Source organism: Pseudomonas sp. H2_D02 (genome assembly GCF_054677635.1).
On record NZ_CP162816.1, the window covers coordinates 5,405,079 to 5,421,302 of the forward strand.

Genomic DNA, 16,224 nt, shown 5'->3' on the forward strand with positions numbered 1-16,224 from the left:
GCATCCAGCATCTTTGCTGCATGTACCGATTCCCGTGGCGAGGGAGCTTGCTCCCTCGCCACAGGGGCCCGTAAAAAACACTGGAAATATTCCAGTCAAACCACCGGAAACAGAATCCGGAACGCCGCCCCGCCCAATTCCGAATCCCCCAAGGTCAACCGCGCGCCATAGCTCTCGATGATGTCCTTGACCACCGCCAGCCCGATCCCTTGCCCCGGATGCTGGCGATCCAACCGTTCGCCTCGCTGGAGAATCCGCGCACGCTGGTCCGGCGGTACGCCTGGGCCATCGTCCTCGACGCTCAACTCCGTACCGCCGAGGGTCTGGTGCACGCTGATCCGCACTTCACCCAGGCACAGCCGATAAGCGTTTTCCAGCAAATTGCCAAGCATCTCCAGCAGGGCGCCCTGTTCGATCGGCACCTGGCAGTGCTCCGGCAAATCGAAATGGACCTGGACACGCTTGTCGCGATAGACCTTGTCGAGGGTGTCGCACAGACTCTGCAGGACCGGGCGCAGACGCACCTGGTGGCGCACCAGCCCGCTTTTGCGCAGGCTGGCCCGTTGCAACTGGTAGCCGATCTGCTGGCTCATGCGTTCGATCTGGGTCTGCAGCACCCAAGCCTGCCCACGGTCCTGCGGGCGCCGGGCCATGTCTTCGCTGACGCCCTGCAACACGGCCAGCGGGGTTTTCAGGCTGTGGGCCAGGTCATCGAGGGAGTCGCGATAGCGGCTGCGCTGTTCACGCTCGCTGTGCAACAACCGGTTAAGCGAGCCCGTCAGGCGCAACAGCTCCCGAGGGTGTGCAGTGCTCAGGCTTTCCCGCGTACCCGCTTCGATTTCGTCCAATTCCTGGCTCAGGCGTCGCAAGGCGCGCAACCCCCAGGTCAGGCCGATCCACAACAGCGCCAGCAGCACCACCAAGGCCGCACCAAAACCAAGGTAGAGATTGTCCCGCAGCCCTTGCAAGGTCAGTTCGTAATCACGCACCGGCTGCAAGGTGACGATACTGAACGCCGCGCTCTGGCCGCCGAGCAGCTTGACCTCGACGTCATAGACAAAGAATTCCTGGCCGTTGTCCTCGCGGATACGCGCGAACTGGTTGCCTTGGCCGTCATACCGCGGCGTGTAGTTGATGTGTTCTTCCTGGGTCGCCTTCGAGCGCCAGACCAGGTTGCCGTCGCGATCATAGATGTAGCCCAGCAATCGGGCATCGGCGAGGTTGAAGCGTTCATCCGGCAATTGCGCCGGCATCTTCAATCGACCATTTTCCACCCGGGCGGCGGAAATCAGCGTGGTCACATCCGATGCCAGGCGTTGTTCGATGGACTCCTGCAGGGCCAGGCTGAACGCCCCCTGCATCGCCGGCAACAAGGCCAGCATGAACAGCGCCGCCAGGGTCATGGCGGCCAGCATCAACCGCAGTCGCAGCGAACGAATCACTGGCAGCGCTCGTTGAACAGATAACCCAGGCCCCGCACGGTGTCGATCGGCTTGAAGCCGGCCGGGGCTTCCAGTTTGCGGCGCAAGCGGCCCACCAATACCTCGATGACATTGGGATCGCGCTCGTCGTCATCCGGGTACAGTTGCTCCATCAAGCGGTCCTTGGCGACCACCTGCTGGTGGTGGCGCATCAGGTATTCAAGGATGCGATATTCATAAGCCGTCAATGCGAGTGGTTCTTCGCCGAGGGACGCCTGCTTGCGGTTGAGGTCCAGCAGCAATGGCCCGGCGACGATGGTCGACTGGGTGAAGCCACTGGAACGTCGCAGCAAGGCATTGAGCCGGGCCTCCAGCTCTTCGAACTGGAACGGCTTGACCACATAATCGTCCGCCCCGGCGGCAAGGCCTTCGACCTTGTCCTGCCAGTTGCCGCGGGCGGTGAGGATCAGGATCGGAAAAGTCTTGTCCTGTGAGCGCAGCCGGCGAATCAACTCCAGGCCGCTGATGCCTGGCAAGCCGAGGTCGATCACCGCCAGGTCATGATTGAACTCGCGGACCTGATACAGGGCCTCTTCGGCATTGGCCACGGCCTGCACCACATGGCCGCTGTCAGTGAGCCGGGTTTGCAGGTGATGACGCAACAGCGCTTCGTCTTCGACAACCAATAGTTTCATGGGCCTCTCCCAGGCGATTCAGAACAGCCATGTCAAACAACGCGCCGGATCGTCTTGGGCCGACCCGGCTGCACGTTTCCATCTCCTGCCGTCTAGAAGGTGTAGTTCGCCGACAGATAGGTCTGGGCGCTGCTGGTCAGGTCCAGCGAGCCAACCTTGGCGCCACCGTGCGGACTCATTTCGGTGCTGGCATTGCTGCGCAGGTAACGGTACCCCAGTTCCACCGAGGTGTTTTGTGAAATCTGTTGCAGGACGCCGCCTTGCAAGCCCACCGCGTAGCCGATGTCGGTGTCGCGGCTGAAGCCTGGCGAGTCCTGGGTCAATTTGGTCAGGCCCGCCGTGCCACCGCCGAACAGCTTGGTGCTGCTGGTGACCGGATAGAACAAGTCATAGCTGCCCAGCAGGTTTTCCTGGCGCAGCTTGATGCCGTTGTGGCTGCCCGATACGTTGTCGTAGGTGGCGTAGTAGCGACCTTGATCATTCTGCCGACCCAGGCGCAGGCCGTAGGTGGTGTCCTTGGCGATCGCGCCGTCGGCGTTCGGATGGTTCAGGTTCTGGTCCAGGGCGTTGGATTTCTTGACCTTGTCGCTGGTCTGGCCGAGGGTCAGGCTGGCGAAGTTGTCATCGGCGTGGGCCATGGCGCTGGCGCCCAGTACAGTGAATGCCAGCAACAGTTTTTTCATAGCAGTCATGATCAGGTTCCTTGTGAAGCAATGGTTGTGTGAAGTCGCAGCCACGATAGCCATCGCTCCCTGAACACCCCTTGAATGTTCTCTGAACCTCGGCTGAATGAATCGGCTAGTCTGTGTGCACCACTTTTTAAGGAGATCGATCATGCGCAGGTTGCTTGCTGTTGTACTGCTGGCCTTGAGCGGCGCCAGCCACGCCGCCATCCAGACCCAGGAGATTCCCTACACCAGTGCCGACGGCACGAAGCTGATCGGCTATTACGCCTACGACGACGCGGTCAAGGGCCCGCGCCCGGGCGTGGTGGTGGTGCATGAATGGTGGGGACTGAACGATTATTCCAAGCGCCGCGCCCGTGACCTCGCCGGTCTTGGCTACAGCGCCCTGGCCATCGACATGTACGGCGATGGCAAGAACACCGAGCATCCCAAGGACGCCATGGCGTTCATGCAGGCAGCGCTCAAGGACAGCCAGGCGGCCAGCGCACGCTTCCAGGCCGGGCTCGACCTCTTGAAGAAACAACCCCAGACCGATCCGGACAAACTCGCCGCCATCGGCTACTGCTTCGGTGGCAAGGTGGTGCTGGACGCAGCGCGCCAAGGCGTGCCACTGGCCGGCGTGGTGAGTTTCCACGGGGCCCTGGTCACCAACACGCCGGCCACTCCTGGCAGCGTCAAGGCCAAGATCCTGGTGGAACACGGCGCGCTGGACAGCATGGTCACCGAGGACAACGTCACTGCGTTCAAGAGCGAAATGGACAAGGCCGGCGCCGACTACAAATTCGTCAGCCTCGAAGGCGCCAAGCACGGCTTCAGCAACCCCGACGCCGACCGATTGAGCCATGGCGAACACGGCGGGCCGGACATTGGCTACAACAAGGAAGCCGATCAGAAGTCCTGGGCGGACATGCAGAAGTTCTTCAAGAAGATTTTCTGATACATACTGCTCCTGTGGCGAGGGAGCTTGCTCCCGCTGGGACGGTCCGACGCTTCGGGCGAAGCGGCCCCAAGATTGTCGGCGACCGCTGCGCAGTCGAGCGGGAGCAAGCTCCCTCGCCACAAAAGCGATCCCGCTCAAACGTCTTCCCACTACCCAGCCTCAAGCCAACCCGGCAAAATGCCGGGTATGAACCCACTCCCCGCCCTGCCCGCCTGCTGCTCGCCTCTGGATGAACATTGGCTGCTGCCCGACGCCCTGCCCGATACGGTGCTGCTCAGCACTCGCTTCGATCCGCTGCTGCTCGTCGCGGCTGATTTCCCCAACAGCGCCATCGAAAAGCCGGACAGCATCCAGCGCTCGGTGGCCAAGCGCCAGGCGGAATTCCTCGCCGGGCGGATCTGCGCCCGGGCGGCCTTGCATCGGCTTGATGGGATCGCCTGTATTCCTCCCATCGGCGAAGACCGCGCCCCCGTCTGGCCAGCCCACATCAGCGGTTCGATCACCCACAGCACCGGCCGGGCAGCGGCCATCGTCGCGCAGAAACAGCGTTGGCAAGGCCTGGGCATGGACCTGGAAAACCTGCTCGACCCGGAGCGCGCCGAGCGCCTGGCCGGGGAAATCCTCACGCCCGCCGAACTGCTGCGCATGACAACCACTTCGCGAGAGGACCGGGCGCTACTGGTGACGTTGACCTTCTCGATCAAGGAAAGCCTGTTCAAGGCGCTGTATCCAATCGTCGGGAAGCGTTTCTATTTCGAACATGCCGAGGTGCTGGAATGGTCCCATGGTGGGCAAGTGCGCCTGCGGCTGCTGACCGACCTGTCGCCCGAATGGCGTCATGGCAGTGAGTTGCAAGGGCAGTTTGGGGTGAAGGATGGGCAGTTGTTGAGCCTGGTGGGGATCGAGGCCTGAGATTTGTATTGCCTGGAGTGCCGCCTTCGCGGGCAAGCCCGCTCCCACAGGTGGTATGCATTTTCAAAATGTGGGAGCGGGCTTGCTCGCGAAAGCGGAATATCATTCAGCGCTTATCTCAAGACCGATCCTGATGCCTCGGCCAGCTCAAGCTGAAACACGCCCCGCCCAGGCTTTTGCTCTTGCCGATCAATGCCCGGCCGTCATGCCAGTGGATGATCCGCCGCACGATCGACAGCCCCAATCCATGGCCACCCGAGGCACGCGCGCGGCTGTCGTCCAGGCGCAGGAACGGCTTGAAGACTCGCTCCCAGGCCGCCTCTGGCACGCCCGGTCCGTCATCCTCGACATCGATCCGGCAGCGCAACTGGCCCACCTGGTAACTCACCGTCACCCGGGATCTGGCGTGGCGCATCGCGTTGCCCACCAGGTTCTGCAGGGCGCGATGCAGGAATCTCGGCTCGGCCTCGACCCAGGCGCCATCGCAATCGGCTGCGGACAGGCAAAGGCCACGCTCCACGGTAACCCCGGCCCGCAGAGGGCCCAATTCTTCGATGACTTGACTGACCAACGCGTCCAGGTCCAATCGCTGGAAATTCAACGCCGGTGAGCCCTGCTCCAGACGCGCATACGTCAGCATTTCATCCACCAGCCGGTCGAGGTCTTCGATGTCGTGGTCCATGCCGGCCAGGTATTTGTCCCGGGCCTGGGGCGTGCTGGCGCTTCCGAGCATTTCCAGGCCGAACCGCAGGCGCGCCACTGGCGTGCGCAATTCGTGGGACACCGCACGCACCAGCTCCCGCTGGATCGCCAGCAATTGCTGCAGATGCTCGGCCATGCCATTGAACGCCGAGGCCAGCCGCCCCACCGAGTCGGCGCCGCGCGCCGGGACGCGGGTTTCCAGGCTGCCCTGGGCGATCTGTGTGGCGGCCGACTCCAGGCCGCGCAAACGTCGTTCCAACTGGCGCACCAGCAGATAGACGATCAAGCCGATCAGGCTCAACCCCAACGCCGCGATCAGCACCAGCCATTCGGGCGGGTAAGGATTCATCTGGTAAAGCGGGCCTATTTCCAGGACCCACGGTGTGCCGACCATCCCGGCGAACACGCGGATCGAATCGCCACCCTTGCCCAGCGCCATCACCGTATCGCCCTCGGAGACTCGACGGCGCTGGTCTTCGTCCATGTCTGCCTGGTCGACGGTCATCAGGCGCAAGTCGAAACCGAAGCCCTTTTCCTGTTTGAGTTGTGCAAGCCGCTCGGGCTGCTCGGCCACGGGGTAGCGCACCAGCTCGTCGGCCAACAAGTAGATCGTCGCCCGGGCCAACTGCTCGCTGATCTGGCGAACTTCGCCTACCAACGCCAACTGCTCGCCATCGCTGACCAGCCGATAGACCTTCGCCGCATGGGGGCCGATCTGTTCCACCAGGACCTGCCCACGCAAGACGCGGGTGCGCTGGCCCAGGTCGAGCTCCGCCTGACTGAGCACCTGCAGTTCCAGCGGGATGCCCAGCAGGCGCGCCCACACTGCCAGGGCCCGACGACGCTCGGTGTCATTCATCGGCCGCAAATTATCGGCCATCAAGGAAAACGTACCGTGGGCCAGGCGCTCGCGGTATTGCTCGCCGCGCGTCTGGTTGAGCAGGTGCAGCGCCAGTACGCCAAGCACCGCCACCAACACCAGTGCCGCGCACATGCCGCCATAGATGCGCAGGAAGATTGAGTTCACGGAGCGGTGTCTACGCAAGCTTCAGGGACGAACAAGTAGCCTTTGCTGCGGATGGTCTTGATCAAGCGCGGATGGTCGGGGTCGTCGCCGATCTTGGGACGGATGCGCGAGATGCGCACGTCAATGGAGCGGTCCTGGCCGTCGTAGCCGATACCGCGCAGGGCAGTGAAGATCTCCTCGCGGGACAGGATGCGCCCGGCATTGGAGACCAGCAGCCAGAGCAAATCGAACTCGGCGCTGGTCAGTTCGATGCCATTGCCCTGCAGCCAGGCTTCGCGCAAGGCGTCGTCCACCACCAACGGACCGAACTCCAGGCGCCTCTGCTTCGGTGGCACGGCAGGTTCCGGTTCGCTGCGCCGCAGCAGGGCCTGGATGCGCGCCAGCAGCAAGCGCGGGCGCACGGGCTTGCAGACATAATCGTCGGCGCCCAGGTCCAAGCCCTGGATCTGGTCGCTGTCGTCGGTACGCGCCGTCAGCATCAGGATCGGTCCGTCGTAGCGCTCGCGCACCCTGCGGCAGATGCTCAGGCCGTCCTCGCCGGGCAGCATCAGGTCGAGAATGACCAGGTCCGGCTGCTCGTCGATGATCCGCTGCGCCGCCACCGCGCCGTTGCCTTCGATGGCGACGCGCAGGCCGTTGCTTTCCAGGTATTCGCGGGTCAGCTCGGCGAGACGCTGGTCATCCTCGACGATCAAAATCTGCCAGGCTTCTTGTTCCACTGGGGGCCTCGTCTTGTTGTAGGTGCACATTAAACTCTGTGGCGAGGGGATTTATCCCCGCTGGGCAGCGAAGCGGCCCCCTGCATCCTGTCTGACACACCACCGTCACCCATTTGGGGCTACTGCGTAGCCCAACGGGGATAAATCCCCTCGCCACAACGGTGCCCGCTTGAAACCTGCATCCTTCCCATCTTTTTGTCATGTTAAAGGAGGATAAACACGCCCATGCACCGGCCGATTGTATAAACGCCACCTTCGCAGAAAACAAGCGGACAAATGCGTTCGGTCGGGTTGGATTTGTGTGGTAACGTCCGCGCCCGCAAAAAACCTCGGGCTGTTTTCGAGTCGTCAAAAACATCGAAAAAAGGCTCGCTCCAGCTAGGTCGCGGCCTACAGAGCAGTTCCACGTTTCGCACACAAATTACGCACAGGCTTATCCACAGGTAGCACGTTGATTCACGCCTGAAAACGCATTATCTTGTAGCCCGCCGCGTAAAAAACCCTACATGTAGGGTTTCAGGCCAAAAAAACCCAACACAAGTCGGATAGAGAATTCAAGCGCTTTTCTTGCCTCTGTCCTTCTGCAACACCGCAGTTTCCAAGTCCAGACCGCCCCTGCGGATGGCAACCGTTTCGAACGGTCGAAAACGACCGAAACGGTACGGGTGTTGCAGTCCTTTGCTGCCACCTTGGCAAACCCGGTTTCGAGCCCAGGCCCGTTACCCAAGAACTTCGGATGGAGGCGGTGCCCGTGGCCCGCGTCCTACTGTCCCGAAGTTGTTATACCCGGCGCCAGTCGGTTGTAGTGCTTCAGGACGGAACGGTGGGCACCGTGATGGTGCCCAAATAAACATAGAGAACGTGGAGACACCCATGCACACCGACACAACTCGCGAGAACCCGCAGGGCACCGCGCCGCTGGCCGCCGATTCGAGCCCGGATCTGTCCGCCACCGCGCCGGGCCAACTGCGTGTGATCAAGCGTAACGGCACTGTCGTTCCCTACACCGATGACAAGATCACCGTCGCCATCACCAAAGCGTTCCTCGCAGTTGAGGGCGGCACCGCTGCCGCCTCGTCGCGAATCCACGACACCGTGGCCCGCCTGACCGAGCAGGTCACCGCGACCTTCAAGCGTCGCATGCCTTCGGGCGGCACCATCCACATCGAAGAAATCCAGGACCAGGTCGAACTGGCCCTGATGCGTGCCGGCGAGCAGAAAGTCGCTCGCGACTACGTGATCTACCGTGACTCCCGTGCCAAGGAGCGTGCCACCCGCTCCCCGGCCGACGCACCGGTCCAGGCCCACCCTTCGATCCGCATCGCACGCGCCGACGGCAGCCTCGCGCCGCTGGACATGGGCCGCCTGAACACCATCGTCACCGAGGCCTGCGAAGGCCTGGAAGAAGTCGATGGCGACCTGATCCAGCGCGAAACCCTGAAGAACCTCTATGACGGCGTCGCCCTCAAGGACGTCAACACAGCCCTGGTGATGACCGCACGGACCCTGGTGGAACGCGAGCCGAACTACTCGTTCGTGACCGCGCGCCTGCTGATGGACACCCTGCGCGCCGAAGGCCTGAGCTTCCTGGAAGTCGCCGAGAGCGCCACCCACCACGAAATGGCCGACCTGTACGCCAAGGCCCTGCCGGCCTACGTCGCCAAGGGTATCGAGTACGAATTGCTGAACCCTGTCCTGGCCGAATTCGACCTGGAAAAACTCGGCAAGGCGATCAACCACGAGCGCGACCAGCAGTTCACCTACCTGGGCCTGCAGACCCTGTACGACCGTTACTTCATCCACAAGGATGGCGTGCGCTTCGAACTGCCGCAGGTCTTCTTCATGCGCGTGGCCATGGGCCTGGCGATCGAAGAGAAGCAGCGTGAAGACCGTGCGATCGAGTTCTACAACCTGTTGTCGTCCTTCGACTACATGGCCTCGACTCCGACCTTGTTCAACGCCGGCACCCTGCGTCCACAGCTGTCGAGTTGCTACCTGACCACCGTGCCGGACGATTTGTCGGGCATCTACGGCGCGATCCACGACAACGCCATGCTGTCGAAATTCGCCGGCGGCCTGGGCAACGACTGGACCCCGGTTCGCGCATTGGGCTCGTACATCAAGGGCACCAACGGCAAATCCCAGGGCGTCGTGCCGTTCCTCAAAGTGGTCAACGACACCGCCGTTGCGGTCAACCAGGGCGGCAAGCGCAAGGGCGCGGTCTGTGCCTACCTGGAAACCTGGCACATGGACATCGAAGAGTTCATCGAGCTGCGCAAGAACACCGGTGATGACCGTCGTCGTACCCACGACATGAACACCGCCAACTGGATCCCTGACCTGTTCATGAAGCGCGTCTTCGATGACGGCAAGTGGACCCTGTTCTCGCCGTCCGAAGTGCCGGACCTGCACGACCTGACCGGCAAGGCCTTCGAAGAGCGCTACGAGTACTACGAAGCCCTGACCGAGTACAACAAGATCAAGCTGTTCAAAGTCGTCCAGGCCAAGGACCTGTGGCGCAAGATGCTGTCGATGCTGTTCGAGACCGGCCACCCATGGCTGACCTTCAAGGACCCGTGCAACCTGCGCAGCCCGCAGCAGCACGTGGGCGTGGTCCACAGCTCGAACCTGTGCACCGAGATCACCCTGAACACCAACAAGGATGAGATCGCGGTCTGCAACCTGGGCTCGATCAACCTGCCGAACCACATCGTCGACGGCAAGCTGGACACCGCCAAGTTGCAACGCACCGTCAACACCGCCGTGCGCATGCTCGACAACGTGATCGACATCAACTACTACTCGGTGCCGCAAGCGAAGAACTCGAACTTCAAACACCGTCCGGTCGGCCTCGGCATCATGGGCTTCCAGGACGCGCTGTACCTGCAGCACATCCCGTACGGTTCGGACGCTGCGGTCGAGTTCGCCGACAAGTCCATGGAAGCGGTCAGCTACTACGCGATCCAGGCTTCCTGCGACCTGGCCGACGAGCGCGGCGCCTACGAGACGTTCCAGGGTTCGCTGTGGTCCAAGGGCGTCCTGCCACTGGACTCGCAACAGATCCTGATCGCCCAGCGTGGCGAGAAGTACATCGACGTCGACCTGAAGGAAACCCTGGACTGGGCACCGGTTCGTGCCCGTGTGCAGAAAGGCATCCGCAACTCGAACATCATGGCCATCGCACCGACCGCCACCATCGCCAACATCACCGGCGTGTCGCAGTCGATCGAACCGACCTACCAGAACCTGTACGTGAAATCGAACCTGTCGGGCGAGTTCACCGTGATCAACCCGTACCTGGTCCGCGACCTCAAGGCCCGCGGCCTGTGGGACTCGGTCATGATCAACGACCTGAAGTACTACGACGGTTCGGTGCAGCAGATCGAGCGCATCCCGCAAGAACTCAAGGAGCTCTATGCGACCGCGTTCGAAGTGGACACCAAGTGGATCGTCGACGCTGCCAGCCGTCGCCAGAAGTGGATCGACCAGGCTCAGTCGCTGAACCTGTACATCGCCGGCGCCTCGGGCAAGAAGCTGGACGTGACCTACCGCATGGCTTGGTACCGTGGCCTGAAAACCACTTACTACCTCCGCGCCCTGGCCGCCACCAGCACCGAGAAGTCGACCATCAACACCGGCAAGCTGAACGCGGTTTCCAGCGGCGGCAACCACGGTGACGATTCGGTCCTGGCTGCTCCAGCCGGCCCGGCACCCGTGCCAAAGGCTTGCGCGATCGACGAGCCGGATTGCGAAGCTTGCCAATAAGCTGAGCGGGCGGGCGCGTAAAGGCGCCCGCTGAAAGAAGCCCCCGATAGGCCATTGGTTTATCGGGGGCTTTCTTTTGTCTGGAGGAAAGTCGGCGCCTGTGCCGGCCCCATCGCGAGCAAGCTCGCTCCCACAAGGATTTGTGAACGCCGAAAATCCAGTGTGGGAGCGAGCTTGCTCGCGATGAGGCCGGTCCAGGCAATACAAAACTGAAGCTCATAAAAAAGCCCCTCTTTCGAGGGGCTCCTTGTGCAGCGTTCAAGCAACCATCGATATCAGGTCATCTGAATGATGGTCTGCATGATGGTGCTCTGGGTGGAGATAGTCTTGGCGTTCGCCTGGTAGTTGCTTTGCGCCTTGATGAGCTCGACCAGTTCGTTGGTCAGGTTGACGTTGGACTCTTCCAGGGAGTTGGAGACGATCGAACCCAGGGTGCCGGTTTGTGGCGCGTCGTAGCCCGGGATGCCCGAGGCGAAGGTTTCCTTCCAGCTCGTGCCGCCTACCGGCTGCAGGCCTTGTTCGTTGGTGAAGCTCGCCAGGGCGATCTGACCGATCGGCTTGGTCTGGTTGTTGCTGAAGTTGGCGAGCATCACGCCGCTGCCATCGATGGTCAGGTTGGTGATCTGGCCAGTGGCGTAACCGTTCTGGGTCGGGATCGACCGCGCGGTGTCGGCGTTGAACTGGGTGGTGTTGCCCATGGAAATCGTGATGGTCGGCGCGCTGGCGGCGCCGTTAGCGGTCCAGGTTCCGTTGGTCACGGTGCCAGGAACCCAGCCAGTCAATACCAGATCGCTGTTGACCGTCGCTGGCGGAGTGGTGACCGAGGTCAACTTGCCGCTCGAATCGAAGTTCATGGTGGAGGGGACTGGCGCGGTGGCACCGGTCGTGGTCGGCAAGCTGCCGTTCAGGTTGCGACCATCGATCAAGGTATAGACGTTCCAGGTGTTACCGGCAGTCTTGACCATGTACTGGTCCATCGAGTGCTGGTTACCCTGGGTGTCGTAGATCGGCGTGGTGAACTGCTTGGTGAAAGTAGCGGTATCGGCCGGGTTGAACGCGGCAGTGATCGGCGTCGCCGTCGAGTTCAGGTTGATGGTCGACGAAACCAGGCTGGTGGCTTGCGGCGGCAGGTTCGAGGTGTCGATGCGCAGGTCGGTCAGGATCCCGTTGAGGATCTTGCCGTTGGCGTCCACGCCGTAGCCCTGCAGGCGTGCAGTGCCATCGCTGTTGGTGACGTAGCCTTCCTTGTCGGTCTTGAAGGTACCGGCACGGGTGTAGCTCAACGAACCGTCGTTATCCAGGACAAAGAAGCCCTGGCCCTGGATACCCATGTCCAGCACGTTGCCGGTGTTGTTCACGTCACCCTGGCCGAACTGTTGGGAAACGTTGGCCAGGCGCACGCCGTTGCCGACGGTCTTGCTGCCCGAACCCAGCTTGGTGGCCGAGTAGACGTCTTCGAATTCCGCGCGGGACGATTTGAAACCGGTGGTCGCCACGTTGGCGATGTTGTTGCCGGTCACGTCCAGCTGTTTGTTGGCTGCATAGAGACCGCTAAGGCCGATGTTGAAAGACATGTTGACTCCTTTTGCCGGTTAGTCGGCTCTACATACCAATAGTTTGTACTTTGGACAGGGCAATGCTGCCCAGCCCGGCCAGGTTGAGCATCAGCTCACCGCCCGTCTGGCTGATCGTCACACTGCTGACCGTGGCCGGCAGGTTGGTGATCAGCGACGTGGCCTGGCCGTCGATGGTGGTCGAGGCCGCGAAGGTGTACGTGCCCGACTCGACCGTCGTGCCCGCGTCGTTCTTGCCATCCCAGATGAAGGCGGAGTTGCCAGCCTTCTGGCTACCCAGGTCGATAGTGCGGACAGTCTTGCCATCCTTGTCCATGATCTTGACCGAGAGGGAAGACACTGCCGCCGGTACCACCACGGTGCCGTTGAGGCTCTTGGAGGTGTCGACCACAGCCTTGTCACCGGGCGCGATCACCGACCGACCGACCAGCGAAGAAGCTTGCAAGGCCTGGGACGAGTTGTAGTTGCCCGCAATGCCACTCACGGTTTCGTTGAGCGTGGTGATGCCTTCCAGGCTGCTGAACTGCGCCAATTGGGCCACGAATTCGCCGTTGTCCTGGGGCTCCAGCGGGTTCTGGTTCTTCAGCTGGGTCACGAGCAATTGCAGGAACGCGTCCTTGCCCAGCTCCTTCTTGCCGGTCGCCGCACTGGTTGCCGCGCCCAGGCCATCGGTCGTGGTGTTGGTCTTGACCGAAGAGTTGGCGAGGATCTCGTTGAGGCTCAAACCGCCGGTGGTGTTAGTGACGCTCATGTGACTCGCCCCTTATCACTGACCGAGGGTCAGGACCTTCTGCATCATGGTTTTGGCGGTGTTCATCATTTCGGCGTTGGTCTGGAAAGAACGACTGGCGGAAATCATGTCAGCCATTTCTTCAACGACGTTGACGTTCGGGTAGTAGACGTAGCCCTTGGCGTCGGCCGCCGGGTGATTGGGCTCGTAGCGGGCTTCGAGGTTGCTCTGGTCCTCGACCACGCCGAGCACCTGCACGCCCTGCCCGGCCGCGTCCTGCTCCTGGAACAGCGAGTCGCCGCCGGTGGATTGGCCGCCCTGGAACATGGTGGCGAACACCGGATGACGGGCGCGGTAGGTCTGGTCGATGCTCGACGAGACGGTCTCGGCGTTGGCGATGTTACTGGCGACGGTGTTCAGGCGAGTGGTCTGGGCACTCATGGCACTGCCGGCGATATTGAAAACGCTCGCGATCGACATGGCTTACTCTCCACGCAGGGCTGATACCAGCCCTTTGAATTTACTGTTGAGCAGGGTGAAGCTGGCCTGGAAGTTCACGGAGTTTTCCGCGTAGTTGGACTGTTCCAGTTGAGCGTCCACGGTGTTCTGGTCGATCGACGGTTGCATCGGCGTGCGGTACATCAGCGACTCGTCGCCGCTGCCCACGCCTTCGGCTTCGATATGACGGTTGTTGGTCATGTTCAAGGCGAAGTGGCCGTTCTTGGCTTTTTCGTTCTGCTCGGCAAGGACCTTGGAGAAGTCCAGGTCACGCGCCTTGTAGTTCGGGGTGTCGGCGTTGGCGATGTTGTTGGCCAGGACTTCGGCACGCTGGGCGCGGAAGCTCAAGGCCTGTTCGTGGATACCGAGCGCTTTATCGAAGCTGATGCTCATGTCGGAAACCTTTGGGTGACCAGAATGTACGTACGATGGCTTTAGCAAGTGCCGTGCCACTTTGAAAAAGCCCGTAAACCGGGGCTTTGCGGGGATCGGCAAAGCGGCAATGCCAGAAAAGCGGCAATCGGTTTCCGCCGGCTGCCGCTTTTCTGCCGCTTCTCAGGCGCAATGAGATCCAAACTGTGGGAGCGGGCTTGCTCGCGAAAGCGGTGTAACAGTGAAAGTTGTCTTGACTGAAACACCGCCTTCGCGAGCAAGCCCGCTCCCACAAGGGGACGGTGGCAAGTGGAAATCATCAGGCAAAAAAAGGGAGCCCTTGGGGCTCCCGTTCTTTTACAAGCCAATCACTTCGCCTGGTAGATGATCCCCGGGCTGCACTGGACCATCTGGTAATGATCCGGCAAGCCGTTCAACGCTTCCGACGCGCCAAGGAACAGATAACCGCCCGGCTTCAGGGTGCTGTGGATACGCATCAGGATGTCCTTCTTCACTTCCGCGGAGAAGTAGATCAGCACGTTGCGGCAGAACACGATGTCGAACTTGCCCAGGCTGGCGTAGCTGTCCAGCAAGTTGAACGAACGGAACTCCACTCGGCTCTTGATGGGCGCCTTGACCACCCACTTGCCCGGCCCTTTCGCGTCGAAATAACGCTGCAGACGATCGGGTGACAACCCACGGCCAATGGCCAGGCTGTCGTACTCGCCGGTCTTGCAGTTATTGAGCATGGTCCCGGACAGGTCGGTGGCGACAATTTGCACGCCTGCCTTCAGCTGGCCGAGGTTGGTCCGCTCGAACTCATCGATGGACATCGACAGCGAATAGGGTTCCTGGCCCGACGAACACGCCGCCGACCAGATCCGCAAGCGTTGGCCCGGGCTGGCTTTGATAGCCGCCAGCAACACCTTGTTCTTTAAGACTTCAAAGGGATAGGTATCACGAAACCACAGGGTTTCGTTGGTGGTCATGGCATCCACGACCATCTCACGCAAGCCACTGCGCGGCTGGCTCTGGATACGCTGGACCAGTTCGCCCAATGACTTGATGCCCTGTTGTTCCATCATTTTATTGAGACGGCTCGACACCAGGTACTGCTTGTTCTCACCAAGCAAGATGCCACAGGCTTTTTCCAGGAAGACCCGGAACTGTTCGAAATCCAAATTACCCGTAGACAAGATACCGCCTCTTTTCACTGTGTTGACTTGCCGGGCGCACAATGCGCCCGACCTTTTTAACCTGCTGTCTTGATTCGCTCGACGACCCGGGAAGCCAGGTCATCGGGCCGGAACTTGGCCAGGAAGTCATCGGCGCCGACTTTCTTGACCATCGCCTGGTTGAATACCCCGGACAGCGAAGTATGCAAGATGATGTGCAATTTTTGCATGCGCGGGTCGCTGCGGATCTCCGACGTCAGCGTGTACCCGTCCATCTCCGGCATCTCGATGTCGGAAATCATCATCAGGAATTCCTCTTCCGGCCGCTTGCCCTCGTCGACCAGGTTGCGCAGGTAATCCAGCGCTTGCCGTCCGTCATTCAGGGCGATCACCTCGACGCCGACCGTCTGCAGGCAACGCGTGACCTGCTTGCGTGCCACCGACGAATCATCGACGGTCAGCACCCGCAGGGAAACCGCCTTGTGCTGCGTCTCGGCATCCACCACGCCGACGGAAATGGTCTCCGGCGTTGGCGCGACTTCGGCGAGGATTTTCTCCACGTCGATGATCTCCACCAACTGGTTGTCGACCCGCGTCACCGCCGTGAGGTAGTGGTCGCGCCCCGTCCCCTTGGGTGGCGGATGGATCTCTTCCCAGTTCATGTTGACGATGCGCTCCACCGACCGCACCAGGAACCCTTGGGTCTTGGTGTTGTACTCGGTGATGATCACAAACGGATTGCTCTGATCCAGCAACCGACCGGAACCGGTCGCCATCGCCAGGTCGAGAATCGGGATCGTCGCTCCCCGGATATTCGCCACACCGCACACGACGGGACTGGATTTAGGCATCAGGGTCAGCTTAGGGCATTGCAGCACTTCGCGAACCTTGAATACGTTAATTCCATACAACTGTTGGCCATCGAGACGGAACAACAACAGCTCCAGGCGATTCTGACCCACCAGCTGTGTGCGCTGGTTTACCGAATCCATCACTCCCGCCATGCCC

Annotated in this window: 14 protein-coding genes; 3 read left to right on the top strand and 11 right to left on the bottom strand. The window is 61.3% G+C overall.

Annotated features, from left to right (window positions below; all coding sequences use genetic code 11):
* Positions 1–95 precede the first annotated feature (95 nt).
* From AB4N42_RS24785 to AB4N42_RS24795, 3 genes are all read right to left on the bottom strand, one after another.
* Complete coding sequence (locus AB4N42_RS24785) at positions 96–1,442, bottom strand: ATP-binding protein (RefSeq protein WP_217861418.1); 1,347 nt, start codon at positions 1,440–1,442, stop codon at positions 96–98.
* Positions 1,439–2,116, bottom strand: coding sequence for a response regulator (locus AB4N42_RS24790; RefSeq protein WP_013694070.1), 678 nt, complete (start codon positions 2,114–2,116; stop codon positions 1,439–1,441). The genes AB4N42_RS24785 and AB4N42_RS24790 overlap by 4 nt, the downstream gene beginning before the upstream one ends.
* A gap of 92 nt (positions 2,117–2,208) precedes the next feature.
* Entirely contained in the window at positions 2,209–2,808 is a 600-nt protein-coding gene (locus AB4N42_RS24795) for a membrane protein (RefSeq protein WP_030142425.1), read from the bottom strand.
* A gap of 142 nt (positions 2,809–2,950) precedes the next feature.
* Here AB4N42_RS24795 and AB4N42_RS24800 point away from each other — a divergent pair, with 142 nt between their 5' ends.
* The gene (locus AB4N42_RS24800; RefSeq protein WP_181288525.1) at positions 2,951–3,739 is read left to right on the top strand and encodes a dienelactone hydrolase family protein; all 789 of its coding nucleotides are present in this window, start codon (positions 2,951–2,953) and stop codon (positions 3,737–3,739) included.
* A 189-nt stretch (positions 3,740–3,928) separates the two neighbouring features.
* On the top strand, positions 3,929–4,654 hold the full coding sequence (locus AB4N42_RS24805) for a 4'-phosphopantetheinyl transferase family protein (protein WP_187293362.1): 726 nt from the start codon (positions 3,929–3,931) through the stop codon (positions 4,652–4,654).
* A 118-nt stretch (positions 4,655–4,772) separates the two neighbouring features.
* On the opposite strand, the gene AB4N42_RS24810 is transcribed toward AB4N42_RS24805, so the two are convergent.
* Both AB4N42_RS24810 and AB4N42_RS24815 read right to left on the bottom strand, forming a co-directional pair.
* Entirely contained in the window at positions 4,773–6,383 is a 1,611-nt protein-coding gene (locus AB4N42_RS24810; protein ID WP_198798084.1) for an ATP-binding protein, read from the bottom strand.
* Positions 6,380–7,102 (bottom strand): response regulator, encoded by a 723-nt coding sequence (locus tag AB4N42_RS24815; protein ID WP_198798085.1) that lies wholly within the window; start codon positions 7,100–7,102, stop codon positions 6,380–6,382. Before AB4N42_RS24815 ends, AB4N42_RS24810 begins: the two co-directional genes overlap by 4 nt.
* A gap of 873 nt (positions 7,103–7,975) precedes the next feature.
* Between AB4N42_RS24815 and AB4N42_RS24820 the strand changes: the two genes are divergently transcribed.
* Positions 7,976–10,867: a ribonucleoside-diphosphate reductase subunit alpha gene (locus tag AB4N42_RS24820; RefSeq protein ID WP_217861417.1), complete on the top strand. Its 2,892-nt coding sequence runs from the start codon at positions 7,976–7,978 to the stop codon at positions 10,865–10,867.
* 275 nt (positions 10,868–11,142) lie between these two features.
* Here the strand turns inward: AB4N42_RS24820 and flgE are convergent, their stop codons facing one another.
* The 6 genes from flgE to AB4N42_RS24850 form a co-directional block, all read right to left on the bottom strand.
* A complete protein-coding gene (gene flgE / locus AB4N42_RS24825; protein WP_030142431.1) occupies positions 11,143–12,441 on the bottom strand; it encodes a flagellar hook protein FlgE in 1,299 nt (432 codons plus the stop codon).
* Between the two features lie 28 nt (positions 12,442–12,469).
* The gene (gene flgD, locus AB4N42_RS24830; protein WP_030142432.1) at positions 12,470–13,192 is read right to left on the bottom strand and encodes a flagellar hook assembly protein FlgD; all 723 of its coding nucleotides are present in this window, start codon (positions 13,190–13,192) and stop codon (positions 12,470–12,472) included.
* A gap of 15 nt (positions 13,193–13,207) precedes the next feature.
* Positions 13,208–13,651 carry a flagellar basal body rod protein FlgC gene (flgC, locus tag AB4N42_RS24835; RefSeq protein ID WP_030142433.1) on the bottom strand — a complete coding sequence of 148 codons (444 nt, stop codon included), beginning with the start codon at positions 13,649–13,651 and terminating at the stop codon, positions 13,208–13,210.
* 3 nt (positions 13,652–13,654) lie between these two features.
* Positions 13,655–14,062, bottom strand: a complete 408-nt coding sequence (gene flgB, locus AB4N42_RS24840) for a flagellar basal body rod protein FlgB (protein WP_030142434.1) — start codon at positions 14,060–14,062, stop codon at positions 13,655–13,657.
* Between the two features lie 347 nt (positions 14,063–14,409).
* Positions 14,410–15,237 carry a protein-glutamate O-methyltransferase CheR gene (cheR, locus tag AB4N42_RS24845; protein ID WP_460115469.1) on the bottom strand — a complete coding sequence of 276 codons (828 nt, stop codon included), beginning with the start codon at positions 15,235–15,237 and terminating at the stop codon, positions 14,410–14,412.
* A 56-nt stretch (positions 15,238–15,293) separates the two neighbouring features.
* A complete protein-coding gene (locus AB4N42_RS24850) occupies positions 15,294–16,220 on the bottom strand; it encodes a chemotaxis protein CheV (protein ID WP_030142436.1) in 927 nt (308 codons plus the stop codon).
* Positions 16,221–16,224: the final 4 nt, after the last annotated feature.

Coding starts and splice junctions, on each gene's coding strand:
- AB4N42_RS24790 (WP_013694070.1), bottom strand. CDS start 2,116: ATGAAACTATTGGTTGTCGAAGACGAAGCGCTGTTGCGTCATCACCTG.
- AB4N42_RS24795 (WP_030142425.1), bottom strand. CDS start 2,808: ATGACTGCTATGAAAAAACTGTTGCTGGCATTCACTGTACTGGGCGCC.
- AB4N42_RS24800 (WP_181288525.1), top strand. CDS start 2,951: ATGCGCAGGTTGCTTGCTGTTGTACTGCTGGCCTTGAGCGGCGCCAGC.
- AB4N42_RS24805 (WP_187293362.1), top strand. CDS start 3,929: ATGAACCCACTCCCCGCCCTGCCCGCCTGCTGCTCGCCTCTGGATGAA.
- AB4N42_RS24820 (WP_217861417.1), top strand. CDS start 7,976: ATGCACACCGACACAACTCGCGAGAACCCGCAGGGCACCGCGCCGCTG.
- flgE (WP_030142431.1), bottom strand. CDS start 12,441: ATGTCTTTCAACATCGGCCTTAGCGGTCTCTATGCAGCCAACAAACAG.
- flgD (WP_030142432.1), bottom strand. CDS start 13,192: ATGAGCGTCACTAACACCACCGGCGGTTTGAGCCTCAACGAGATCCTC.
- flgC (WP_030142433.1), bottom strand. CDS start 13,651: ATGTCGATCGCGAGCGTTTTCAATATCGCCGGCAGTGCCATGAGTGCC.
- flgB (WP_030142434.1), bottom strand. CDS start 14,062: ATGAGCATCAGCTTCGATAAAGCGCTCGGTATCCACGAACAGGCCTTG.
- AB4N42_RS24850 (WP_030142436.1), bottom strand. CDS start 16,220: ATGGCGGGAGTGATGGATTCGGTAAACCAGCGCACACAGCTGGTGGGT.